The sequence below is a fragment of the Bacillus sp. NEAU-Y102 genome, from assembly GCF_054788175.1.
The window spans coordinates 264,512-289,093 of the sequence record NZ_JBTWFK010000002.1; the positions used below are offsets into that span (position 1 = coordinate 264,512).

At 36.9% G+C, this 24,582-nt stretch carries 21 protein-coding genes; 7 read left to right on the top strand and 14 right to left on the bottom strand.

The window, feature by feature from the left end; all coding sequences use genetic code 11:
* Positions 1 to 629: 629 nt before the first annotated feature.
* From odhA to ACYFX0_RS07855, 5 genes are all read left to right on the top strand, one after another.
* Positions 630 to 3,497, top strand: coding sequence for a 2-oxoglutarate dehydrogenase E1 component (odhA, locus tag ACYFX0_RS07835; protein ID WP_000197142.1), 2,868 nt, complete (start codon positions 630 to 632; stop codon positions 3,495 to 3,497).
* A gap of 133 nt (positions 3,498 to 3,630) precedes the next feature.
* Positions 3,631 to 4,890, top strand: a complete 1,260-nt coding sequence (gene odhB, locus ACYFX0_RS07840) for a 2-oxoglutarate dehydrogenase complex dihydrolipoyllysine-residue succinyltransferase (protein ID WP_000569919.1) — start codon at positions 3,631 to 3,633, stop codon at positions 4,888 to 4,890.
* A 125-nt stretch (positions 4,891 to 5,015) separates the two neighbouring features.
* Complete coding sequence (locus ACYFX0_RS07845; protein WP_460270216.1) at positions 5,016 to 6,935, top strand: putative thiazole-containing bacteriocin maturation protein; 1,920 nt, start codon at positions 5,016 to 5,018, stop codon at positions 6,933 to 6,935.
* Entirely contained in the window at positions 6,932 to 8,881 is a 1,950-nt protein-coding gene (locus ACYFX0_RS07850) for a TOMM precursor leader peptide-binding protein (RefSeq protein ID WP_106103645.1), read from the top strand. The genes ACYFX0_RS07845 and ACYFX0_RS07850 overlap by 4 nt, the downstream gene beginning before the upstream one ends.
* Before the next feature lie 15 nt (positions 8,882 to 8,896).
* Positions 8,897 to 10,438, top strand: a complete 1,542-nt coding sequence (locus tag ACYFX0_RS07855; RefSeq protein WP_016077961.1) for a SagB family peptide dehydrogenase — start codon at positions 8,897 to 8,899, stop codon at positions 10,436 to 10,438.
* A 30-nt stretch (positions 10,439 to 10,468) separates the two neighbouring features.
* On the opposite strand, the gene ACYFX0_RS07860 is transcribed toward ACYFX0_RS07855, so the two are convergent.
* The 3 genes from ACYFX0_RS07860 to ACYFX0_RS07870 form a co-directional block, all read right to left on the bottom strand.
* Positions 10,469 to 10,879, bottom strand: coding sequence for a DUF3908 family protein (locus tag ACYFX0_RS07860; RefSeq protein ID WP_000996785.1), 411 nt, complete (start codon positions 10,877 to 10,879; stop codon positions 10,469 to 10,471).
* 146 nt (positions 10,880 to 11,025) lie between these two features.
* Complete coding sequence (locus tag ACYFX0_RS07865) at positions 11,026 to 11,514, bottom strand: GNAT family N-acetyltransferase (protein ID WP_106081458.1); 489 nt, start codon at positions 11,512 to 11,514, stop codon at positions 11,026 to 11,028.
* Between the two features lie 101 nt (positions 11,515 to 11,615).
* Complete coding sequence (locus ACYFX0_RS07870) at positions 11,616 to 12,950, bottom strand: FAD-dependent oxidoreductase (protein ID WP_106103644.1); 1,335 nt, start codon at positions 12,948 to 12,950, stop codon at positions 11,616 to 11,618.
* A 197-nt stretch (positions 12,951 to 13,147) separates the two neighbouring features.
* On the opposite strand from ACYFX0_RS07870, the gene ACYFX0_RS07875 reads away from it, so the two are divergent.
* The gene (locus ACYFX0_RS07875) at positions 13,148 to 13,579 is read left to right on the top strand and encodes a hypothetical protein (RefSeq protein WP_106103643.1); all 432 of its coding nucleotides are present in this window, start codon (positions 13,148 to 13,150) and stop codon (positions 13,577 to 13,579) included.
* Between the two features lie 43 nt (positions 13,580 to 13,622).
* Here the strand turns inward: ACYFX0_RS07875 and ACYFX0_RS07880 are convergent, their stop codons facing one another.
* Both ACYFX0_RS07880 and ACYFX0_RS07885 read right to left on the bottom strand, forming a co-directional pair.
* Entirely contained in the window at positions 13,623 to 14,858 is a 1,236-nt protein-coding gene (locus ACYFX0_RS07880; RefSeq protein ID WP_106103642.1) for a TcaA 3rd/4th domain-containing protein, read from the bottom strand.
* A 19-nt stretch (positions 14,859 to 14,877) separates the two neighbouring features.
* Positions 14,878 to 15,663 (bottom strand): zinc ribbon domain-containing protein, encoded by a 786-nt coding sequence (locus tag ACYFX0_RS07885; RefSeq protein WP_106103641.1) that lies wholly within the window; start codon positions 15,661 to 15,663, stop codon positions 14,878 to 14,880.
* Between the two features lie 196 nt (positions 15,664 to 15,859).
* On the opposite strand from ACYFX0_RS07885, the gene ACYFX0_RS07890 reads away from it, so the two are divergent.
* Positions 15,860 to 16,693: a hypothetical protein gene (locus ACYFX0_RS07890; protein ID WP_087984764.1), complete on the top strand. Its 834-nt coding sequence runs from the start codon at positions 15,860 to 15,862 to the stop codon at positions 16,691 to 16,693.
* 45 nt (positions 16,694 to 16,738) lie between these two features.
* Here the strand turns inward: ACYFX0_RS07890 and ACYFX0_RS07895 are convergent, their stop codons facing one another.
* The 9 genes from ACYFX0_RS07895 to trpC all read right to left on the bottom strand — a co-directional run bounded on the left by ACYFX0_RS07895 (position 16,739) and on the right by trpC (position 24,582).
* On the bottom strand, positions 16,739 to 17,710 hold the full coding sequence (locus ACYFX0_RS07895) for a DUF4179 domain-containing protein (protein WP_106103639.1): 972 nt from the start codon (positions 17,708 to 17,710) through the stop codon (positions 16,739 to 16,741).
* A gap of 4 nt (positions 17,711 to 17,714) precedes the next feature.
* Positions 17,715 to 18,254, bottom strand: coding sequence for a sigma-70 family RNA polymerase sigma factor (locus ACYFX0_RS07900; RefSeq protein ID WP_087984762.1), 540 nt, complete (start codon positions 18,252 to 18,254; stop codon positions 17,715 to 17,717).
* A 164-nt stretch (positions 18,255 to 18,418) separates the two neighbouring features.
* Entirely contained in the window at positions 18,419 to 19,102 is a 684-nt protein-coding gene (locus ACYFX0_RS07905) for a DUF2278 family protein (protein ID WP_106103638.1), read from the bottom strand.
* A gap of 90 nt (positions 19,103 to 19,192) precedes the next feature.
* Positions 19,193 to 20,692, bottom strand: coding sequence for an L-lactate permease (locus ACYFX0_RS07910; RefSeq protein WP_106103637.1), 1,500 nt, complete (start codon positions 20,690 to 20,692; stop codon positions 19,193 to 19,195).
* 114 nt (positions 20,693 to 20,806) lie between these two features.
* Positions 20,807 to 21,166, bottom strand: a complete 360-nt coding sequence (locus ACYFX0_RS07915) for a DUF4029 domain-containing protein (protein ID WP_106103636.1) — start codon at positions 21,164 to 21,166, stop codon at positions 20,807 to 20,809.
* Between the two features lie 73 nt (positions 21,167 to 21,239).
* Positions 21,240 to 22,016, bottom strand: coding sequence for a tryptophan synthase subunit alpha (gene trpA, locus ACYFX0_RS07920; RefSeq protein ID WP_106103635.1), 777 nt, complete (start codon positions 22,014 to 22,016; stop codon positions 21,240 to 21,242).
* Positions 22,017 to 22,019: 3 nt separating this feature from the next.
* A complete protein-coding gene (trpB, locus tag ACYFX0_RS07925) occupies positions 22,020 to 23,213 on the bottom strand; it encodes a tryptophan synthase subunit beta (RefSeq protein WP_001105026.1) in 1,194 nt (397 codons plus the stop codon).
* Entirely contained in the window at positions 23,210 to 23,824 is a 615-nt protein-coding gene (locus ACYFX0_RS07930; protein WP_000865127.1) for a phosphoribosylanthranilate isomerase, read from the bottom strand. Before ACYFX0_RS07930 ends, trpB begins: the two co-directional genes overlap by 4 nt.
* Positions 23,821 to 24,582, bottom strand: a complete 762-nt coding sequence (gene trpC, locus ACYFX0_RS07935; protein WP_000536711.1) for an indole-3-glycerol phosphate synthase TrpC — start codon at positions 24,580 to 24,582, stop codon at positions 23,821 to 23,823. Before trpC ends, ACYFX0_RS07930 begins: the two co-directional genes overlap by 4 nt.

The window sequence follows — 24,582 nt, forward strand, 5'->3', positions numbered from 1 at the left end:
AAAAATTTAATATCTTCATATTTGTTTTATCCTTTTAAAATATTTCATTCTCTGCTTTATTAGATGCAATGTGTTATTTGTTTTACGGTGTTTTTTGGCATATTTATAGAAACTAACGGGTTATAAAGCATTTTTTATGTTTAACCACTTTTTTTGTAGAAATCCTTCATTTTCCTTTCGATATTTAACACTATCGAAATAAAGTTTATGGTAAATTCATAATTTTTTATTTTTTATACTATATTCCGTTATATTGTTGTATAATATCTATGAAAGCGCTTATTATTTCAATATACATAATTCGAATCAACTTTTATCAAAACATTCCAATGATTATACTTATATTTACATGTAACAATTCTAGTTTTCAATGTAGGTATACCAAATATATCCACCCCATTTTTCTGTAAAATTACTTTATAAAGTGAAAGATTAACTTGGGTGATAAGTTATTGTGAATGTTTTTTTACAAAACAGATAAGTAATAGTGTTTGGTATTATGTAAATTATTGTAATAACATAAGAGTAAAGAAAACATTTACATTGATTATTGGTTCATCAATTATTGAAAAGAGCAAAATGCACCTTTTGTATGGAAAAGGATTATATGCATTGGGAGGTTTAAACAAATGACGAGGAAGAATACAACGACAAACCCTTGGGCCAAGTTCCACGGTCCGAACCTTGGTTATGTGATTGAACAGTATGATCTTTACGTAACTGGAGCAGGTTCTGTTGATCCGGAATTACAAGAGCTTTTTGAAATTTTTGGAGCTCCTTCGTTTCAAGATGATGTCGTAACAGGGGACAACACAGCAACACATTTTTCTCCTCAAAACACAGGTAACATTGAAAAAATTCTTAAAGTCGTTCAACTTGTTGAGCAGATTCGTTCTTTCGGGCACACGTTGGCTCACATCAACCCGATGGAAGATGCTGCAAATGGACAATCTCTTCTTGAGAAAGCAATGAACGAACTGAGCGATGCTGACTTGAAAGCGATTCCAGCGAAAACAGTATGGCAAGATGCACCAGAAGGTATTCACACTGCACTTGATGTAATTCATAGATTAAAAGACGTTTATACAAAATCTTTAGCTTATGAATTTTCTCATATACAAGATAGTGAAGAACGCACGTGGTTGCATCAAATGGTGGAATCAAATTCATTGCGTCAACCACTATCAAATAAAAAACGAACTGCTCTTTTAAAACGTTTAACAGCTGTTGAAGGTTTCGAGCAATTCTTGCATAAAACATTCGTTGGGCAAAAACGTTTCTCTATCGAGGGCGTTGATATGCTTGTGCCTGTTTTAGATGAAATTGTTCTAGAAGGTGCTAAGAACGGTGTAGAGGATGTCATGATTGGTATGGCTCACCGCGGTCGTCTAAGCGTACTTGCTCACGTATTAGAAAAACCATATAGTCACATGTTTGCTGAGTTCAAACATGCAAAAATAGAAGGCGCAGTAGCCAATTCTGGCTGGACTGGCGACGTAAAATACCACCTAGGTAGAGAACAAGTCGTTAGTAACGAAGAAGTTAGCACTCGCGTGACATTAGCAAATAACCCGAGTCATCTTGAGTTCGTGAATCCTGTAGTAGAAGGTTTCGCACGTGCTGCTCAAGAGAATCGTAAAAAATCTGGTCTTCCAGATCAAGATATTTCAAAATCATTCGTAATTTTAGTTCATGGTGATGCTGCATTCCCTGGTCAAGGTATTGTATCTGAAACGCTCAACTTAAGCAGATTGAACGCGTATCAAACAGGCGGAACGATTCATGTTATCGCAAACAATGCAGTTGGTTTTACAACTGATAGCTATGATTCTCGTTCTACGAAATATTCAAGTGACCTTGCAAAAGGTTTCGATATTCCGATTGTTCACGTGAACGCTGATGATCCAGAAGCTTGTCTTGCAGCTGCTAACCTTGCGATTCAATATCGCATGTTGTTCAAAAAAGACTTCTTAATCGATTTAATCGGTTACCGTCGATATGGTCATAACGAAATGGATGACCCAGCGGTTACGCAACCACAAGTGTACAAAAAAATTAAAAATCACCCAACTGTAAGAGCAATTTATGCAGATCAATTACAAGCTGCTGGTGTTCTAAATGCAGATGAGGTTGAAACAATTACTCAGTTTACGCAAGAACAATTAAAATCCGATTATGCACAAGTACCGCCAGCTGATACGAGCGATGCAACAATTCACGTTAAAGTGCCAGATGTTGTTGCAAAAGGCATTCAACCAATTGATACTGGTGTTGAGATTGACTCACTTCGTGCAATTAATGAAGGTCTACTATCTTGGCCAGAAGGCTTTAACGTATATCCGAAAGTGAAGAAAATTCTTGAGCGCCGTAAAGATGCTTTAGAAGAGAACGGTAAAATTGAATGGGCACTTGCTGAGTCATTAGCATTCGCTTCTATTTTACAAGAAGGTACGCCAATTCGTTTAACTGGTCAAGATTCACAGCGTGGTACATTTGCGCACCGTCATATCGTATTACACGATACTGATACAAATGAAACATATTCACCATTACATCGCTTACCAAACATTAATGCATCATTCTCTGTTCATAACAGTCCGTTATCAGAGGCTGCTGTTGTTGGTTACGAATATGGTTATAACGTATTCGCTCCAGAAACTCTTGTTATGTGGGAAGCGCAATATGGTGACTTTTCAAATACTGCGCAAGCATTATTTGATCAATATGTTTCAGCTGGAAGAGCAAAATGGGGTCAAAAATCTGGTTTAGTTCTTCTATTACCACACGGTTATGAAGGTCAAGGACCAGAGCACTCTAGTGCACGTCCAGAGCGTTTCTTACAGTTAGCTGCTGAAAATAACTGGACAGTTGCAAACTTAACGAGCGCGGCACAGTACTTCCATATCCTGCGTCGTCAAGCATCTATCTTAGGAACAGAAGCTGTTCGACCATTAGTACTGATGACGCCGAAGAGTTTATTACGTCACCCACTTACGCTTTCAACTGCTAGTCAGTTAAGCGAAGGACGTTTCCAACCTGCTTTAGAACAAGAAAACCTTGGCACGAAACCAAATAAAGTAAAACGTCTTGTTTTAAGCACAGGTAAAATGGCGATTGACTTAGCAGCAGAAATCGAGTCTGGTAAACATGAGTACAACTTAGACGAAGTTCATGTCGTTCGTATCGAGCAATTGTACCCATTCCCTGCTGAGAAAGTTCAATCTATTATTAAACGATTTAAAAACTTAGAAGAAATCATTTGGGTTCAAGAAGAACCTCGTAATATGGGCGCATGGCATTACATGGCTCCAATTCTGTTCGAACTTGCTGGAGATAAAGTGAAAACAGGTTACATTGGACGTCCTGATCGCTCTAGTCCATCTGGCGGCGATCCATTCGCTCACAAAGCCGAGCAAGAACTAATTGTTGCACACGCTTTAGATGTGAAGTATAACTTCCGTCAAGATAAACAAGAAATTGAAGTTTTCAGCAACTAAAAAGTAATAATGAAGGTTTCTAGCTTGTTCCCTGGGCAGATATTCTGCCCAAGGCCAGGCTAACAAATGGAGATTACCGAAGACAAAAGAAGAAAAAACACACCGTTAGGCAAATAAGGGGAGGACATTTAAAATGATCGAAATTAAAGTACCTGAGCTTGCAGAATCTATTACCGAAGGAACTATTTCACAATGGCTTATCAACGTAGGCGACAAAGTTGAGAAAGGCGGCAGCGTTGTTGAGCTTGAAACTGATAAAGTCAATGTAGAAATCATTGCAGAAGATTCAGGTATTGTATCGAAGTTACTAGGCGAACCTGGGGATACAGTTGAAGTTGGCGCAACTATCGCAATTTTAGATGCTAATGGAGCACCAGTTGCAGTAAGTACACCTGCACCACCTGCTGAGCAAGCAAAACAAGAAACAGCTGAAGCACCGAAAGCTGCGGCTCCAAATGCTGAACAAACTACGAGTCTACAAGGCTTACCAAATACGAACCGTCCTATCGCATCACCAGCTGCTAGAAAAATGGCTCGTGAATTAGGAATCGACTTAAACGACGTACGTAGCACAGATCCACTTGGACGCGTGAGACCACATGATGTACAAGCTCATGCTGCAGCACCAAAAGAAGCACCAGCTGCTCCAAAGAGCCCAGCTCCTGCTCCAGTTGCAAAAACGGAATTCGAAAAACCAGTTGAGCGCGTGAAAATGTCCCGCCGCCGTCAAACAATTGCAAAACGTCTTGTAGAAGTTCAACAAACATCTGCAATGTTAACAACATTTAACGAAGTTGATATGAGTGCGATCATGGAATTACGTAAAGAGCGTAAAGACGCTTTCGAGAAAAAACATGATGTACGTCTTGGCTTCATGTCATTCTTCACAAAAGCAGTTGTTGCAGCATTAAAACAATTCCCATTATTAAATGCTGAAATTCAAGGTGACGAGCTTATCATCAAAAAATTCTATGATATCGGTATTGCAGTAGCAGCTCCAGATGGATTAGTTGTTCCAGTTGTACGCGATGCTAACCAATTAAACTTCGCTGAAATCGAAAGTGAAATTCGTAATTTAGGTATGAAAGCACGCGATAACAAACTTTCATTAAAAGAACTACAAGGTGGTACATTTACAATTACAAACGGTGGTGTATTCGGTTCTCTAATGTCAACACCAATCCTAAATAGCCCTCAAGTTGGTATTTTAGGAATGCATAAAATCCAAGTACGCCCAGTTGCAATTGATAACGAGCGTATGGAAAACCGCCCAATGATGTACATTGCTTTATCTTACGATCACCGTATTGTTGATGGTAAAGAAGCAGTTAGCTTCCTTGTTGCTGTTAAAGATATGCTTGAAGATCCAAAATCATTATTATTAGAAGGTTGATAGATTAATAATCTAATATATAAAGGCTGTAGAATACATCATTCTACAGCCTTTTTTTGCGTTCATACGGGACAAATTTCATGACATAAGATAATAATGTATGCCTAAACGTAAGGAGGATTAAAATGAATAACCTTCCAATTCATGCAAAACTTAAAGTAAATAAGGATACTTTCTTCCTGCCCGATTCAAACGGGGGTGTCTATTTTCGAAATAACGCCAGTTCATTTCGCATGGACGGTGATGGAATTTATGACTGGATTGAAAAATTAATGCCAATGTTTAACGGTAATCATTCTTTAGCAGAAATAACTGATGGTCTCCCTCTCCCCTATCAAAATCGTGTATTTGAAATTGGAGAGGTTTTATATGAAAATGGTTTCGTTCGCGATGCAAATCAAGATGCACCTCATGAATTAAACAGTACATTACTCGACAGATATGCTTCACAAATTGAATTTTTAGAAGCTGATTCTCATTCAGGTGCTTTAAAATTTGAAACGTACCGCGGAGCAAATGTCCTTGTACTTGGCTCCGGAGATATGCTTACTTCTTTAGTTTCTTCTTTATTAGAATCTGGTTTACCTACATTTCATTACCTCGTTACAGATCGAGATGAAACAAACTATGACAGAATACATGAGCTAATAGAACGTGCATATGAAGTTGATAACGGTGTACTCATTCAAGAAATCGATACTACAATTGACCGTCCCTTGCATGAAGTATTCGAACCTTTTGATTGGATTTTATATGTTTCTCAAAATGGAGACATTGACGGTTTAAAAACAGTTCACACTATTTGTAGAGAAACGAAAAAGAATTTTATACCAGCTATTTGTTTATCAACACTCGGTATAGCTGGACCTGTCGTAACGGAAAATCGTGATGAATGCTGGGAATCCGCATGGCATCGGCTACATGAAACGACTTTGCAAAATGAAAATTCATCAGATTCCTTCTCACCAATTACATCTGCAATGTTAGCAAATGTAATCGTTTTTGAATTGTTTAAACATGTCGCGGATGATTTATATTGTGAAAAAGAATTACAATTCTTTTTATTAAACTATGAAACACTTGAAGGAACGTGGCATCCTTTTATAAAACACCCTCTTGCAACTGATGAAAGTTTTACAATTGATACGATAGAAAATCTTTCTGAAAAACTTGAGCATCGGTCCAACCAACATACTTCAACTGATGTATTCCGCTTTTTCGACTCATTAACTTCTAAAGAAGCCGGTATATTCCATGTATGGGATGAACAAGATTCATATCAATTACCGTTATCACAATGCTATATTCAAGTAGCCAATCCATTATCAGATGGCCCAGCTCCCCTTCTGCCTCTTATGACTCGCAGTGGATTAACTCATAATGAAGCACGCCGAGAAGCTGGTTTAACAGGAATTGAAACATATGTAGCAGAAATCATTCACCGCCTTATTCCTGAACATAACGATATCGGTATTGGCGCTGGAGAAACGATGACAGAAGGATTTTACCGGGCACTACAACAACATTTAAATAATAAATTGTATGAACGGCAGTCACATATGCTAGAAGAACTTACAACGATTGATTTAACTGATATTCACGATAAACATTGTAGATTTTATTACGATGCCCTTGCTACAATTCATGAAACACCTAAAATCGCAATGAGTGAAGAGATTCTCAGTTTTCCAGTCGTTTGGGCTGGTATAAATGATAAATGGTACGGTGCATCTAATATTAATATGACGTTAGCGTTACGGAGCGCACTACAACTATCACTGCTCCACATTCAAAGTGAAGAGACTCCTTACAGAGCTAATATCTTGCCTGAATCATCTATTATTTTATATGACACGGATTCTTTTAGGGTGGAAATACAAGCGGAAGAAGAAATTCCAAGTGTGCAATCTTTACAGCTTGCCTTACAGCATTTAGAAGAACATAATTTTTATCCCTTCGTGTTTGATTTAGCAATCGAACCATTTTTGAAAGAAAACTTAGACGGTGTGTATGGGGTATTAATTGCAAAGGAGGACGGTCTATGACTCAAAATATATTGCTTATAGGGGATGGCCTTCTTGCAGACTATGTACATGATCAATTATGCAAACAATATTCCATCATTCGTCAGCATACCCTTACAGAAGAACTTCCTGAAAATATTTATCTCGCTCTCGTATTACATGATGGATCTCCTTCTACTATTCATCATGATGCTGAGCTAATTTTTCGCTCAAATCATATTCCGTGGCTTCGTGGTTTCACTTCATTTGGCGAAGGTATTATCGGTCCTTACATTCATCCTCTTACGCCCGGATGTTCCCATTGTTCTGATGGACGCCGTTTTATCGCTGGCTTTGATCAAAAAGAAATGTGGGAACTACAGCGGAAATATGCCTTTAAAGCCGAAAATGGAACGAGGCGTGATGTACGTGCCACCCAAAATGGCATGTTACAAATGTGCCATCTTATTTGCGCAGAAACAGAAAAAATATTAACTCATAACCATTCTTCTTTAGAAAATGAACTTATTTTACTAAACTTACAAACATTACAATGTACGCGGCATTCTTTTCTTCCAGATCCTCTCTGTCCTGTATGTAGTAGTTTACCTGATGATACTGCGGATGCGGCGGAAGTTTCTTTACAACCGAGTTTAAAAGTAAGCACCGAAACGTATCGCTGCCGTTCCATTCATGAATTAAACACATTTTTAACGAAAGACTATTTAGATTATCGGATCGGTATGTTGAACGGCAAAATGCAGCATTCTTTATTGCCATTCGCTGACGTCATTATAAACATGCCATTAATGTTTGGAAATGAAGGTGTTGCAGGCCGAACTCATTCATTTGCAGTGAGTGAAGCAACTGCTATTTTAGAAGGTTTAGAACGATATTGCGGTATGTCGCCTCGCGGGAAAAAGACAAATGTGCATGGTAGTTTTCATGATTTAGAGGAACATGCACTAAATCCCCTTACACTCGGTGTGCATACAAATGAACACTACAATCGTGATAATTTTCCATTTAAGCCGTTTGATCCTGATTATGAGCAAAACTGGGTATGGGGATATTCTTTATCACAAAACAGACCGCTTTTAGTTCCTGAATCAATTGCTTATTATAGCCTTGGTCATCGAGATGCTTTCGTGTATGAAACATCAAATGGATGTGCAATTGGCGGTAGTTTAGAAGAAGCGATTTTTCACGGCATTTTAGAAATTGTAGAGCGTGATGCCTTCTTACTCACTTGGTATGCCGAATTACCTCTTCCCCGCCTTGATCTTAGTTCAGCAAATGATACAGAATTACAATTAATGATCCAGCGGTTACGTACGATTACTGGATATGAATTACACGCTTTTAACGCGACGATGGAAAACGGCATCCCGAGCTTATGGGTAATTGCAAAGAATACACGTGAAAATGGAATGAACGTTGTTTGTGCGGGAGGCGCTCATTTAGATTCTATTCGAGCTTTAAAAAGTGCCATTCAAGAAATAGCAGGCATGTTACTTATAACAGACGATGAGCTCGAGCACAAAAGAGAATACTACGAAAAATGCTTACAAGATCCTTATTTCGTTAATAAAATGGAAGACCATAGTATGCTGTACGGATTGAAAGAAACGGAAGAACGTCTTCACTTCCTTTTACGAGAAGATGCACCGGTGCAAACGTTCCAAGAAATGAATGTATCACAATCATTTGATATGGATTTAACATCCGATCTCCACCAACTTTTAAATCGTTTGCATCAATCTAATCTTGAAATAATCGTTGTAGATCAAACCGCTCCCCTTATAGAAAAGAACGGACTACACTGTGTAAAAGTTATTATTCCAGGCATGTTACCGATGACTTTCGGACACCATCTTAGTCGGATTACAGGACTGGACCGGGTATATACCGTACCGATGACACTTGGATATACAGACGAACCTTTAACGAATGAAAGATTAAATCCACATCCACATCCGTTTCCATAGTAAAGGAGGGATTTCATGCAGCTAGATACTTTTTTACATCATCTCCATTTCTCTATCGATGAAATTATGCCGAATCATGAGGTGGACTGGAAAGACGCACCGCTTCCTTATAAATTATATCGAAATGTACCTACCATCCCGCTCTCCTTAGAAATCCCATTATCTTTACCGAACTCTTCTACTACACCTACTTTAGATGAAATTGGTCACTACCTTTGGTATTCATTTGGTGTAACACAATTATGTCAGCTAAATAGCGAGAGAAATGTATTACGAAGATCTATTCCTTCAGGCGGCGCTTTATATCCGAATGAATTGTATATCTATTTAAAGATCGACGATTATCCAGACGGCATTTACCATTATGACGCCGCGCATCACCGGCTTATTTTACTTCGCGAAGGAAATTTCGATTCTTATTTAGCAGACGCACTCGGTAATCGCTGTAACATACAGTCTTGTTTCGGTGCTGCATTTATATCTACTATGTTTTGGAAAAATTTCTTTAAATACAATAATTTTTCATATCGTCTTCAAGGATTAGATAGCGGGGTCCTTATTGGACAATTACTAGAAAGTGCAAAACAGTTTGGCTACACAAATGGCGTATATTTTCAATTTCTAGACCGGGCAATGAATCACTTAGTCGGATTGTCAGAAGGTGAAGAAAGTGTGTATGCCGTTATTCCTTTAAGTACAGAGCCAGAAACTAATTGGTTTCACAATGATTACCGTGAAAATAAAACAGTTACTTCTCATGAGTTGTTGCAACAAATTCCGCCGTTAGCACATGAACATTTCGTTCGCTCAAAACATGTAGGTGAATATCCGATGATAACAAAAATAAATGAAGCTTCTATGATCGAATCGACAGCACACTTCCAAACACTACATCATGAAGAGCACTATCAACATAATGCGTACGCTGTACAGCTACCAAAAGTAGAACGGTTATCGTATGATTTCCTACAACTTTGTAAAAAACGATATTCTCCTGATGCGGACTTTATTTTAACGAAATGGGATGCAGCCGAGCTCGCTACTTTACTACAAGAAGCGAGCCTCTCCTTCCCCTATTACAACGACCTTGACGGTAAGTATGCAAATGAAAATGCACGCGTCTTCTTATATGGATGTTTTTATAACGTGAAAAATATTGAAAACGGGGCTTACGCTTATAATAGTAAAACACATTCGATACAACCAATTCGGTATGGAGACCTTCGTTACCCTCTTCAATCTAGTATGACGATGGATAACGTTAACCTTTTTCAAGTACCACTTTGCTTACATGTAGTCGGAAAGAAAGATTACTATACACGTGCATTAGGCTATAGAGGATATCGTATTCACCAAATGGAAGCTGGTATACTCGTTCATAAACTCGTTTTTGCAGCGACCGCGATGGGGATGGGCGGGCATCCATTACTTAGTTTTGATACAAATTCATGTGATCAATTGTACGGTATTGATGCTGGGAATGAAACGTCTCTTATTCAAATTCCTGTTGGGGCGTATCGAGCGCGGAATTGGTTAAAAGGGGTTTTGCATAGTTAAAAGCACGCCGATGGACGGCGTGCTTTTTTACTAGATTAACTTAAAAATACTCTTAATTTGTCTAGCAAATAACCAATTTTTCGTACCGTAGTTATCATTTAAACTATCTAAATTGATAGATTGTCCGTTAGCAAACTTTAATTCTAGCATTGTATTTTTATCATTTGTTTTTAAGTTACTATGTGTAATAGCATCATACTTTAATTTTTCAATCTCAATACATTCGTCTTTTTCTTGTCCAATCACGACATGGTCTTGGAAGAAGAAAAAGACTTCTACTTTTTTACCGAAACAAAATACATTTTTCGTATAGATTAATGTCGCGTTATCAAGTCCGATGCATACTTCTTTCATCTCTTCAACAACGTTTCCAAAGTCTTCTTCATGTCTTGCGTTTGATTCAGCAATCCATTCTTCGATTGTTTTCATGTTAATTGCCATACTGCGCCCCCTGGTTCGTTCATTGCTTTATTTAAAAATAAATACTATATGAAAATATAAGCGATAAGTACTATGTTTTCAAGGGTAAACGGTATATTCGAAATAAAGTTAAATTTCAAAGTAATATACTAGGTGCATCGATTTCATTATATTTCAAACGTTTGAACGAGACATTCTTCATCATCAATTAACTGTGTTTTCTCATCAAATTCGATGTTTAGCTCCCCATATACTTTCTTCCAAAAAGAAACTGCTGGTATATTTTTCACAAGTTCGATAACGAAATACTGCCCTCGTTTCTCTTTTAGTACATTCGCAATAACTTGTTTACCGATTCCTTTCCCTTTGTACTGATTCAATATGAAAATGTCATTTATACCAAAGTCGTTTTCCTTCTTCAAAAAAGGACGTTCCAGTAGTAACAAAAATCCTACAATATCATTATCACTTTTAATAAAATACGGAGTGATTCCGTCATTTTCCCAAAACATGTGCAAATCTTCGTATTCGAAAAATCCATTTGCCTCAATCGTTATATTAGGAGTGAATGTAGAGAGGTCATGAAGATATAGTGCATACAAATTACGCAATATTTCTTTTTCTGATTCTTGAACTATTTGAAGTGTTACAAACATTTTTAAAGATCCCCTTCCCTATATGTAACTGTTTCTTCCTCTTTATTATTCGCTAAAAAAGTTTACCTACCTTTGCAAAAAAAATAGCACTTTAAAAAGTGCTATTCCGCTCTCCTTGCCGCTTGCTGAATTGGGTCCCACACGCTGTTATATGGTGGTGCGTAACTTAAGTCGACATCTTCTAAATCGTGAATGCTCATTTTATTGAAAAGTGCCATTGCGATCACATCAATCCGTTTATCTACGCCTTCTTCTCCAATTACTTGCCCGCCCAACAATTGTTTCGTATCAGAGCGATATAGTATTTTCAAGTAAAGTGGTTTTGCATTTGGATAATAGCCCGCCATATTTGTAGAATCTACTTTGACCGTTTTATACGGGATATGTAGCCCTTTTGCTTCTTTTTCATTTAAGCCTGTTCTTGCGAGCGTCAAATCCATAAATTTAATAATACCTGTGCCTAACGTACCTTTAAATGCTCTTCGTTTATCAAGCATATTCAGTCCAGCAAGTCGCCCTTGTTTATTAGCAGTCGTTCCGAGCGGGATATGATCATGAATTTCCTTTATAACGTGGTAATGTGTTGCGCAATCACCGGCTGCATATACGTCTTGCACATTCGTTTGCATATATGCATTTACTTCGATTGCCCCTTTATAATTTGTACGTATATTTGTTCCTTCAAGAAAATCAGTATTCGGCTTCACTCCAACCGATACTAAAACAAGATCTGCTTTATACGTACCTTTATCCGTTTCAATTTGTTCCACTCTTTCATTTCCTTTAAATGCTTTCACATTTTCATTCGTTAAAATTTCAATATTGTGTTTATCTGCTTCTTTATGTATATATTCAGCCATATCTGCATCATAAATCGTACCGATATGATCATTTCGCTCAATCATTCTTACTTTCTTACCAAGTTCGACGAATGTTTCTGCCATCTCCAGTCCAATCGCACCACCGCCAATAATGGTTACATCTTCAACTTTATTCGTTTCTAGCGTTTTTAATATACGCTCAGCATCTGGAATTGTTTTTAAAAGATGAACACCTTGCAAATCTCGACCTTCCCACTCTGGCATAACAGGACGTACGCCAGTTGCAATTAATAAACGATCGTACGGAAATTCAAAAATATCTTTCGTCTTCGTATGCTCTGCGTACACCACTTTCTTTTCCGTATCTACTTTCGTTACTTCATGTCGTACTTTCGCATCAATTCCATATTTATCACGAAACGTCTTCACATTACGCGCAATTAATTTTTCCGTTGAAGCGATAGCACCACTAATGACATATGGTAACCCACACTGCGCGTACGAATAAATTTTACCTTTTTCTAACGTTACAACAGTTGCATTTTCATCGTTTCTAACAATTTGCATAGCTGCACTCATACCAGCTGCATCTCCGCCAATAATGACATAGTTCACTTTACCACTCCTTCTTTTTTACATACTCTTTACGTTTTCCATATTTTATAGAAATAACACCTATTTCCATTGTAAAGAAAGAGAATTCCATCTTCAAATTTGGTGCACAAACCTATGCTTTAATAGGTAGCCGTCGTGTCTTATAAACAACATGTTTAATATGCTATAACAGTTACTATTGAAAGTAGGTGAAATATATGTGCGCCGGCCTTCTCGCCCAGCTTCCAGATGAACCGCAAGAACCAAAAGAACCGAAACCCGCCCTCTTACTTGACCAAGAATTTTCCATTAATGCGACAATATACAGCGCTCGTGCCTGGTTATCTAACGATGATACGTTTGCGCAAGATATTTGGAAAGCTACCCAATTCGCTTCAGCATCACATGCTGGCAAGTCTATCTTTCCAGTCGGTTCCGTTAAAATTCTGAACTTCTCTGACGATACAATAACCGTTACTGCTTCACCAGAATCAGATCATGCGCTCAAAATAGTCGTACCCCCCCATTCCGAGGCAGCCCTAACATCTGGTCCTTTATCACATATACAAGCTAGTACATCAGGAGGATCAAGTAAAGTCACATTTCTCTTTCACATCTTTTTCTCAAGGGATCCTGGTTCAGATAAATAACCATAAAAAAGGTACAGTTATGCACTGTACCTTTTTCACATGTTTATTCTCTTGATTTGATGAGTTCAACATTATAAGTTTCAATATCTGTTAGCTTTCCTGTAAAATATGGATTTTCTCTATACCAAGATTGTTTTGAAAAATACGTTTGCATATCTTTCGTCTGAAAAATATGTCCATGCCTTGCATATATTTCATTTCTAGCAATTTTCAACTGTTCTTTCGATAAATATGCTAAATCTGTACTCGTTAATTTTCGAATATCACTATCTGGGAAAATGAAACCATTATATACATACGGAGTGGTAGATGGCGGAGTAACATTATAAACAACTGTTTTTTCTGTACTTTTCTTTTGAAATGGAAGATTATAAGACGGAAGTGCCGTTACCGTTTCTACCTTCGTCGTTTCCCTTCCATTTTCTCCATTTCGTTCTAAATAAATCGTCGTACTTCCATCAGTCGCTATAGGCCCCCATGTAATTTCTTCTCCTGCCAGTGCTGTAACTGGTTTTTGATTTACGTACAATGTTGCACCAGGCGCGTTCGTTTGAACTGTAATATATTGACCTTGCAACGTTAAATCTATCGTTACGTTATTTTGGCTTTGTTTCATAAGTACAACCTTTTCCTCACGCGATAGTTTTACATAATCATTTTTATATTCTGATTGAAACACTTGATTGCCCGGAAGAAACGGCCCATATTGCTTCTCAAACTTTTTGTCATCTGTCTTATCAATTTCTTTTCCGTTCATTTTTAACGATACGCCTTTTTCATTTGTAAGCAAAGTGGTATAGTACGTCTTCACTTTCAATTTATACCGATCAAATATAAAGAAATACTTTCCGTCTTTCGTTAACGAAAAATCAGCTCTTTCTATTCCGTCCCGTTGTTTTTCACCTTGTCTCAAATATTCTTTTAATTCATTCACATACGATGGATTTTCTTTTATATATGAAAATAGAGGCGTTAAACTCTCTTTTGTTATCATAACCGATTGATCATCTGCCGTAATGATCTCAGCTAATTTCTCTCCGTCCCTCTCTTGTAAAATCGTAATCATCCGATCTACTTGTGCCACCTGCGTATAATACGATGATCCGTACAAATATAATCCAATAATCGCTATAACAAATAGTGCTAACAGTGTAATGCCAACCTTTGCACCACCGCTCATGTTCTTCTTTACTACAGGACTTCCCCTCTTCGTCCCGCAGTTTTGACAAAATTGCACACCATCTTCAAATTGAATTCCGCACTTTGTACATACATTCATCCAGTCAACCACCTTTTCATTAGAAGCCAGTTATTCCCTGTGTTAAGGCTTGAATTATCGTGCTAATGTAAGACCAAAGTACAATGAATGTTGCAATTCCAATTAAAACATTTGCAATAATAAGTGTGTACACGAGATCTAATCCGCCATTGTCTAGCTTTAATATGGCTACAGTTATACTAATCCCTATATAAGTTGCAGCTACCGATAATAATATCGGTAAGAAAAAGATTAATAAGAAACTAAAAAGAAAAGAAAGGACTAATATAGCAATAGCCGGCGTCGCTAGCGTTCCCCATATACCGAATACTTCAAGAAACGAAAAAGATGATTTCATCATCTTACCACTTACAAAAATAATAAATCCGACAAATAAAGTTAAAATTAATAAAAAGAAAAAGACCGTTATAGATTCTACAAAAAATGTGGGAGTAGATATATCTGGTGCAAATGTTCTCGTAACTGCTGATGCTGCACTCATCATTCTATAAAAAATACATGCTCCTAAAAAACAAATAAGAACAAGACTTACAATTCCATTTCTTACTTCAATCGTGCCGCTTTTCATAATCGCTGTCGGTGCTTGTAATGCATGTTTAAAAAATTGAAAATAGCCGCTCGCAAACCGCTTCGCTTGCTCTACCGTTTCATTTGGCCGAGTTTCCTTTACTTGTGCCGCGCGTGCTTGTTCCGGCCCTTCTTCTTGAACACTACTTGCCACTACTTCTTCCGTTAACGAATGTCCACAATTCCTGCAAAACTTTGCCTCTGCTGCATTTTCTGTATGACATGACGGACATTTCATTCTCTCATCCCTCCTTAAGCATATACCATATAGGGTGTTACAAATTCAATATATGACTTTGTACATAAAACATGACTACAAGAAAAAGATTCTGAAATCCTTCTTTCAAAAGAAATTATATATGCTAGCAATCTTGAAAAATAATGCTATTATGAAACAGAACAAATAACATTTTTAACAGATTGGATGAAAGACAATGGAATTGGTAAACTCAATTTTTCAAATACTCCTTACAAGCGTAATCCAATTATTTTCCTTAATTGGCGTTATCATTGTAATTGGATTTCTATTAGGCTATTTAGAATCTCTCACACGCATGTATTGGTCGAGGGCTTTCGGAAGAAAAGGCTTCCTTTTGACTGCATGGATTGGTGTTCCTATTCACGAACTTGGACATGCCATTATGTGTGTACTATTTCGTCATAAAATTGTAGCAACACAGTTTTTCCCAACAGATACAAGTCAAGGTGCTTTAGGCTACGTACAACATCAATACAATCAAAAAAGTGTATATCAACGAATTGGGAACTTCTTCATTGGAATCGGTCCTATTATTTCCGGTATTACTGCGTTAATCCTTTTAATGCGCTATTTCGTACCAAATTCATATTTCTTATTTAATACAACTCTCGAAAAAACAATCGCTTCTACTTCTATTAATGTAGAAATGGTTCAAAACATGCTCTTATCGACGTTTGTATTATTAAAAAGCTTATTTACAATAAGTAATTTATTAAATCCTTCTTTTTGGTTATTTTTATTTATCGCCATTTGTATTTCTGCACATATCGCTTTAAGTAAACCAGATATTAAAGGATCAATAGACGGTGTTATCGTCATGTTTATCGTGTTATTTTTATTCAACATAATAGCAGGACTATTTCAGTACGACAGTAACCATTTAATTGGCAAAATGATGAAGTATAATATGTATCTCATTGCGTTTTCTAGTGTGGCACTACTATTTTCTTGTATTTCTACACTTGTTAGTTTTGGATTTTATAAAATAAGAGGAGGGCGTTCGTTTTGAACGCTCTCTTCTATTTTCAGATGACTATTTATCCGATTTAATAAGTTATTGAATTGGAATAGATGGCCCAATTACTTCGTTTTCTTTCCCCGAATACGGTACAAGTAAATATTTTCCTACCGATACATTAATTCCATCGAATCTACTAAAAGAAATGTCTCCTTCTTTATTCGATGCAAATGCCTCTTTACATATATATGTTTTTCCAGATTCTGATTCAATTTTAAAATAAATATCTTCATTTGTACTTTGTGTTACATCATAATAAATTGTTGTAGAAATCGGCGTTGAAACTACTTTTTTAACATTTACTTTATTGCCATCGGATAAAACAATTGTTTCATTTAAATCAAACGTCTGCTTCTCTTTCATCAACTGAGCTTGCGATACTTCAATATTAAATATCCATGGTTGCTCAATTACAGTATCCCTGTTGAATGTATCATAAGTAATTTCGATTTGAAGTTCGTCAGTTTTTGGCATTTCACTTAACTCGACACCACCGTAGATTGTATACATAGAATGATTTACTTCAATTGATTGTGCATCCTTTGTACTAGAAAAGTCACGGCCATTTATTCGTACCTGTGGGATTAAATATGTTTGATAATCAAATTCCACACCCTTCGCTGGCTCAAATGTTGAACTGATGAGTAGTTTATTATCATCAACTAGTACCTCGTTTAAAGTCAGTTTACCGTATTTATTTTCAGCAGTTTTTCCAATAGCTGTTTTATAGGGAGAATAGTCACGCGGTTGCTGTTCATCAAGATATTTTTCAATCAATCCAGCAATAAATGGAGTATTTGCTAAAGAAGATTGTCCAAGTGGGACTGTAATACTGACGATTAACATGCAAGCTGCTGCAACTCCGAACCATTTTTTTGACTGTTTGTTTTTCCGGAGCTTATTTTTCACACGTTTTCCCCACTTCTTTTCCTCTACTTTGGTTAAGGGAATCTCTTCAAACTCTGTGATGTCCAGCTGAATATCATTTAACTCTTTATAAATAGACATGCCCTCACACTCCATTTTTAAAAATAAAAATCTGTTTGAGCTTTTTTCTTCCACGTGACAGTTTGTTATGAATCCATGACTCTTTCACATTAAGGTGAGATGCAATTTCACGAGACGGTACACCTTCTAGATAATACTTTTCAAAAATGTTCCGCTCCGTTGCTGACAGTTCACTGAGCAATTCTTGTACGTCTAAGAAATCGTTTTGTCTTCTTTGTTCTTGATACAGACGATCATTAATCTCCGTACAGACAGTTTGTTGCCGATTTCTCGTATTTTTCCGCTGATAATCAATTGCTCGATATTTAGCAATGGCTGCTATCCATTGTTTAAACGTATTTTTACTTGGATCGAATGAGTCGATATGAAACCAGATAGCTAGTAATACATCATCTAAACATTCTTCATAATCTTGTTGATTACTCTGTACATATCTTTTAATGATAGCGCTGAGTAAACTGCCGTATGTTTGAATAATAAACGTAATGCTTTTCTCATTACGTTTTTTTATTTGTTGCACAACATTTTCTTCCGTTATCTTCAAAGCTAGACCTCCTTGTACTGCTAATTGATACCTACTTTCTAATACGAATAAAAATCAATAACTCTATCACGATTTTTAATATTGCATACATAATCTTACCACTATATACCATTCATGTTGTTTACAATGAGAAGAGCTAGTTCATTACGAACTAGCTCTTCTCATCACTTATTGTTCTTATAATCACAATGCTCAACCGGAACACGAGCATGTCCTTCTTCATCGGTACACCATGACTGTGATTGGAAGGCAAGAAAAATACCGATCCATTCTTCTTCCTTTTCAAAGTGAATAAGTATTCCCCCGTCTTGCCATATACCATTATCACCTTTCCATTTCTCTACATTCCCTTGATTCATATGAATATCGTGTATACCGTTTCCTGGCTCGAAATGAAAGTAAGAATCAGGTGTATTTTCTTCTGGTCCCCATCTTTCACCGAACGCATAAATAATTGCTTTTTCTTCTACCGCTCGTTTTATATAACGCTCTATTTTTTCATTTAAATCATTATCTGCTCCTGCTTTTTCGGGAGGCAAAGGAATCATTTGATTTGAGTCAAATAGATTTCCTCTTACATAATCTAAAGCTACTTTCGGTTCATTGTTTTTTATTTCTGTAAAACCGAATGGTAATGTCGGTAAAATATGAATCGCCTCTGACTTAATATTGTTACTCGCAAAATATAAAACTTCTGACGGATAACTTTGCGATTTTACGTTAATTGCAATACGATAATCTACTCCTGTCTCTCCCTGTAAATGAACTTGATAATGAGGTGTTTTCCCTTTTCCAATCTTTGATTGTATAACTGTACCTTTTAACACACCGTAGTTTTTTAGGGGCATACATTTCATCTCCTATTCATTTAGTAGAAGCTTTACATATTTAAAACATTATCCAATCATAAAAAAAATCCTCCTATGTTAGCAGGATTTTTAATTTCTCAACATATACCAAACAATAACCTCTACCACTACAAGTAAAACCGCACCAAAGATCATTAACGTCGTCTTCTTTAATAGTTCATTTTCACGATACGGGATATTACATAAGTACGCACCTAGTGTAATCCGTGACGGGCAAGCGATTGTCGCCACTGATGATGCGGTGTTTTGCAGTGTTGTGACGTATTGCCACGGGAGTGCTACGTTTTGTGCGGTTTGCATTTGTAGTTTTATAAACATTGCATTTGATCCTGCGTTACTACCTGTTAAAAATCCACCAATAGCGCCAATAAACGGAGCTACGAAAACGAAAAAGGTTCCAAATGTTTCACCAGCTGTCTTTGCAAGTAATGAATGCATGCCAGATGCACCCATTAGTTCTGAAATGGCGATAAACATTGTCGTCGTAATAGCAAATGGAATCCATTGTTTGATCGTTTGTGAGAATGATTGTTTAATAATATTAGACGGGATGCGGAAGAAAATAATAGTAAATAAGCAAGTCATACCGAGCCAAAATCCTGGTGAATATAGTAACTCTAGTTTGTAAGAGTATGATTTCAAATCAAGAACCGCATATGATCTGAACAAATCATGTAATGCTGGAACGAGGCGAGAAAGTAAAATACAAACTGTTAGAAATATATAAGGGCTAATAATTTTTATAATGGATACTTCTCTCTCCGTTGCAGCCGCATGTTCTGTTATAAGATTTTGCCCACTTTTTCCTTTTAATTTAATGATAAGAAAGCCAAATGTAATCGTAACGATAGAACTTAATATCCCGGCTAGTTCAACACTTACGTACGCATTAGAAAGATAGATTCCGAGAGAAAATAATAGAAAGAACCCTACTCCTTCTTTCCACTTTTCTATAACCGCTTGCCAGCCGCCAACAACGTGTAAAGAAAGAATAACGAAGTAAGCAAACATCGGAATACTTAATAGCGCTGTATTTGTACCAAGTGTTGTAAGAGGCATATTTATTAGCTGCGAACCGATAATCGTACCCGTTGCCATTGCGCCCCATGAACTAGCTAGTAAGCCGATGAATGAGAGCAGTACAGCTTGAAATGGTTTATAGCCTAGCGAAAGAAAAATAGGTGCTGCAACCATGAATCCAATACCAAATCCACTTACTGATTCAATAAGCGGACAAATGCCAAAACACATAAGCAGCATTTGTAATAAGCGATCATGTGTGATTTCTTCTAAAAAACGTGCTACTTGATCGATGTATCCCATTTTGTTCATGAGGTGAAATAAAAAAATACCGAAAAATAAAACGTACCCGACAATAAAACAAATTAACCATCCTTTAATCGTTGCGTGCACAGTTTCACTTATCCCTAATTGAAACGTTGACGAGAGTAAAACGATTCCAACACATACAGCATAAGAAATTAACGAAGACCTTAATGACGTTTGTTTAAATAAAAATAAACAAATGAAAATCATCATAATTGGGATAAGTGCCAACAATATGGCCATGTTATCATCTCATTTCGTTTAAAATACAATTTTTAACTATTATATAACAGATGTTGTGATTTTCAATTGTTTTTAAAACAGATTTAAAAAAGGAGCCAAACAGCCCCTTTTCATTCACTCCCATTTTCTATTATCCTGAAAAACTGTCTGCTGTCCGATTATTTTTTTCAACACAACAAACACAATGTAAGTACATATTGCTTGCAATACAATATTCCAAAATTTCATTAATGTAAATGAATGAATCCGTAGAAATAATTCGTTTAATAATACAATCGAAACGATACTAAATAATTCTATACTAATTGAAAATAGACATATTTCTAAAATAGACTGTACTTGAATGCGATTTAAGTTGGAAAAGATAAATACATATCCTAAAAATAGAGCCATCAACTCTATTTTCGTCATGCTAATGAGCCAAGCGTATAGTGGTACAGTTAAAAGAAGATATAGTAATTTCCGTCTTAGCATGTCTTCTCACCCTCTAAATTATATGTATTTTCTGTATATTTTAACATTTATTACGCAAAACAAAAAGAAGAGACTACGCCTCTTCTTTTTGTTTTGTTGCCTGTATTAATTCACATATTTCTTCTCGTTTTTCATTTTCTAACAGCTCAATCACTTTACTTCCAACGACAACACCGTCACATATTGTAACCATTTCTTCTATATGTTCTTTTGTTGAAATGCCGAATCCAGCGACTACTGGTAAGTTGACGTGTGATTTTACTTTTTCTAAGTAACTATGAATCTCCTCTTTAAAGTTTTGACGTACTCCCGTTACGCCCGCTACTGTAACAGCATAAACGAATCCTTCTGATTCACTCGTAATTTTTTCGATTCGCTCAATTGGGCTCGTTACGGTAACGAGTGGAATTAGCGCAATGTTTGCCTCTCGAAGTAACGGCGCAATAATATTTTGTTCTTCATATGGTAAGTCTGGAATGATGATGCCGTCTACACCTGCTTCTATGCAGTTTTCGATGAATCGTTCTTTTCCAAATGCGAGTACTGGATTTAAATATGTCATGAGTACAAACGGAATTTGCACTTCTTCCCTTACCTCTATTAATGCTTGAAAAATTCCTTTTACTGTTATACCGCTATCTAGCGCTCGCTTCCCTGCTCTTTGAATCGTTGGGCCATCTGCAACTGGATCTGAAAACGGGATACCAATTTCAACGATGCTTGCTCCTGCTTCGTCTAGAAAACGAATTCTTTCTTTTAATTTCTCAAGTCCACCATCTCCGCCCATTACGTACGGAATAAATGCTTTCTTACCATTTTCAAACGCTGCTTTAATTTTTTCTACTCCCATTTTTCACACCTCTTCCATATAACGTTTTATACTCTCTACATCTTTATCACCGCGGCCTGATAAGCAAATGACAAGTCCTTCGTCTTTCTTCATTTGCGGCGCTAATTTTAATGCATATGCGACAGCATGTGAGCTTTCTAAAGCCGGAATAATTCCTTCTTTTTTCGTTAATAATTGAAATGCTTCTAACGCTTCATCATCAGTAATTGAATGATAAGAAACGCGGCCAATATCTTTTAGCAAGCTATGTTCTGGACCAACACCTGGATAATCGAGTCCTGCTGAAATAGAGTGCGCTTCTTGAATTTGCCCTTCTTCGTTTTGCAGAAGATACATCATTGATCCGTGTAAAACACCGACGCTTCCTTTCGTTAAAGTTGCTGCATGCTTTTCTGTATGAACGCCTTTCCCTGCTGCTTCTACGCCGTAAAGAGCGACCTCTTCATCGTGTACGAACGGATAAAACATGCCCATCGCATTACTACCACCGCCAATACAAGCAACGACTGCTTCTGGTAACTTTCCTTCTAACGCCTCATATTGTTTTTTCGTTTCATTTCCAATTACACTTTGGAAATCACGGACAATTTGCGGGAATGGATGTGGCCCGAGAACGGATCCCATAATGTAGTGTGTATCGTGCACGTGTGAAACCCAGTAGCGAAGCGCCTCGTTCACTGCATCTTTTAATGTGCCGCTACCTGCCGCTACACTTTCTACTTTCGCTCCGAGTAATTCCATTCGGAACACATTTAATTTTTGACGTCTCACATCTTCCTCTCCCATAAAGATGACGCATTCTAATCCGAGTAGGGCACATACAGTAGCAGTTGCCACTCCGTGTTGTCCTGCTCCTGTTTCAGCGACAACTTTTTTCTTGCCCATTCGTACTGCAAGTAGTGCCTGACCGATTGTATTGTTAATTTTATGAGCTCCTGTATGGTTCAAATCTTCACGTTTTAAATAAATCTTTGCACCACCGCAATACTTCGTCATATTTTCAGCGAAATAAAGCGGTGTTTCCCTTCCAACGTACGTTTTTAAATAATGATTTAATTCCTTTTGAAACGCTTCATCTTGCATCGCTTCTTTATATGCTTCTTCTAGTTCTAATACAGATTGCATTAACGTTTCTGGAACGTATCGTCCTCCGTATATACCGTAGTGACCTTTTTCATCTGGATATGCGTAGTTCATTTGGAACACTCCTTCGATTTTATAATAAATTGTTTTATTTTCTTTAGATCTTTCTTTCCTTCTGTCTCTACTCCGCTACTTACATCGACCATATATGGCCGAACAGTTCGAATTGCTTCTTCTATGTTAAGGATGTTTAATCCACCAGCTAATATCGTTTTCTTTCGCAACTCTTTTGGCATATGCTCAAGTAATTCCCATGAAAATGTCTTTCCATTTCCTCCATGAAACTTTTCTTTCGGGCTATCAAACAATATATAATCCGTTTCATATGCTTGAGCGCTTTTCATATCACTCTCTGAAGTTACTCCTAGCGATTTTATAGACGGAATATTCAATCTTCTAATTTGATGATTCTCTTCATCCCCATGTAGTTGCACATGCGTTAACCCGCACTCATCTGCAATCTTCTGAATCACTTCAACTGATTCATTTACGAAAACCCCGATTTTTAATACGTGTGCTGGAAGCTCCCCAATAATTTCTTTCGCTAGCCCCAGAGTAATTTTCCGCTTACTTTCTGCAAAAACAAATCCGATTGCATCTGCTCCGTATTCGCAAGCACATTTTGCTGTTTCAACATCAGTAATACCACAAATTTTCACTTTCATATATTCACCTTACAATCTTCAAAAAAGCTACTAATAGAAGATGATGTCATAAGTGCCTCTCCAACTAATACACCTTTTGCTCCAGCTCTTTTAACGCGGGTAATATCTTCTTTTGAATGAATGCCACTTTCACTAATCCAAAGTAATTTCTCCTCATTCAATCGTTTTCCTAACTTTTCAGTTTGGCTTAAATCTACTTCGAACGTTTTTAAATTACGATTATTAATGCCAATAACATGTGGATTTAGTTGGATCGCAGTTTCTAATTCCTGTTCATCATGAACTTCAACAATCGCTTCCAATCCTTTTTCTAACACGTAGCTATACAACTCTTTTAACTTTTCTTTCGTTAACGCTGCTACGATTAGTAAAATAATATCTGCTCCCGTTTCATACGCTCTATCGATTTGAATCTTATCGATTATGAAATCTTTACATAAAAGCGGAATGTTACTTTCTTCTCTTGCTGTTTGTAAATCGTGAAACGATCCTTTAAAAAATTGACCATCTGTTAAAACAGATACTGCTCCTGCCCCGCAGTCTTCATATGTTCCCACTTGTTTTCGTACGTCAACGTGTAAATTGATATCTCCTTTTGATGGTGATGCTCGCTTTACTTCTGCAATGACAGTAAACTGCTGTAACGCTTCTACAAGTGAATGTGTCTTTCTTTTTGTTTTGACTGGTGTATACGTTTCATATAACTCCGCAACTTCCTTTTTCTTCTGTTCTACAATTTTATCTAAAATCGTCCCCAC

Excerpts from the sequence above, each read along its gene's own strand:
- odhA (WP_000197142.1), top strand. The coding sequence starts at position 630 with ATGACGAGGAAGAATACAACGACAAACCCTTGGGCCAAGTTCCACGGT.
- odhB (WP_000569919.1), top strand. The coding sequence starts at position 3,631 with ATGATCGAAATTAAAGTACCTGAGCTTGCAGAATCTATTACCGAAGGA.
- ACYFX0_RS07845 (WP_460270216.1), top strand. The coding sequence starts at position 5,016 with ATGAATAACCTTCCAATTCATGCAAAACTTAAAGTAAATAAGGATACT.
- ACYFX0_RS07850 (WP_106103645.1), top strand. The coding sequence starts at position 6,932 with ATGACTCAAAATATATTGCTTATAGGGGATGGCCTTCTTGCAGACTAT.
- ACYFX0_RS07855 (WP_016077961.1), top strand. The coding sequence starts at position 8,897 with ATGCAGCTAGATACTTTTTTACATCATCTCCATTTCTCTATCGATGAA.
- ACYFX0_RS07860 (WP_000996785.1), bottom strand. The coding sequence starts at position 10,879 with ATGGCAATTAACATGAAAACAATCGAAGAATGGATTGCTGAATCAAAC.
- ACYFX0_RS07865 (WP_106081458.1), bottom strand. The coding sequence starts at position 11,514 with ATGTTTGTAACACTTCAAATAGTTCAAGAATCAGAAAAAGAAATATTG.
- ACYFX0_RS07875 (WP_106103643.1), top strand. The coding sequence starts at position 13,148 with ATGTGCGCCGGCCTTCTCGCCCAGCTTCCAGATGAACCGCAAGAACCA.
- ACYFX0_RS07880 (WP_106103642.1), bottom strand. The coding sequence starts at position 14,858 with ATGAATGTATGTACAAAGTGCGGAATTCAATTTGAAGATGGTGTGCAA.
- ACYFX0_RS07885 (WP_106103641.1), bottom strand. The coding sequence starts at position 15,663 with ATGAAATGTCCGTCATGTCATACAGAAAATGCAGCAGAGGCAAAGTTT.
- ACYFX0_RS07890 (WP_087984764.1), top strand. The coding sequence starts at position 15,860 with ATGGAATTGGTAAACTCAATTTTTCAAATACTCCTTACAAGCGTAATC.
- ACYFX0_RS07895 (WP_106103639.1), bottom strand. The coding sequence starts at position 17,710 with ATGTCTATTTATAAAGAGTTAAATGATATTCAGCTGGACATCACAGAG.
- ACYFX0_RS07905 (WP_106103638.1), bottom strand. The coding sequence starts at position 19,102 with ATGCCCCTAAAAAACTACGGTGTGTTAAAAGGTACAGTTATACAATCA.
- ACYFX0_RS07910 (WP_106103637.1), bottom strand. The coding sequence starts at position 20,692 with ATGGCCATATTGTTGGCACTTATCCCAATTATGATGATTTTCATTTGT.
- ACYFX0_RS07915 (WP_106103636.1), bottom strand. The coding sequence starts at position 21,166 with ATGCTAAGACGGAAATTACTATATCTTCTTTTAACTGTACCACTATAC.
- trpA (WP_106103635.1), bottom strand. The coding sequence starts at position 22,016 with ATGGGAGTAGAAAAAATTAAAGCAGCGTTTGAAAATGGTAAGAAAGCA.
- trpB (WP_001105026.1), bottom strand. The coding sequence starts at position 23,213 with ATGAACTACGCATATCCAGATGAAAAAGGTCACTACGGTATATACGGA.
- ACYFX0_RS07930 (WP_000865127.1), bottom strand. The coding sequence starts at position 23,824 with ATGAAAGTGAAAATTTGTGGTATTACTGATGTTGAAACAGCAAAATGT.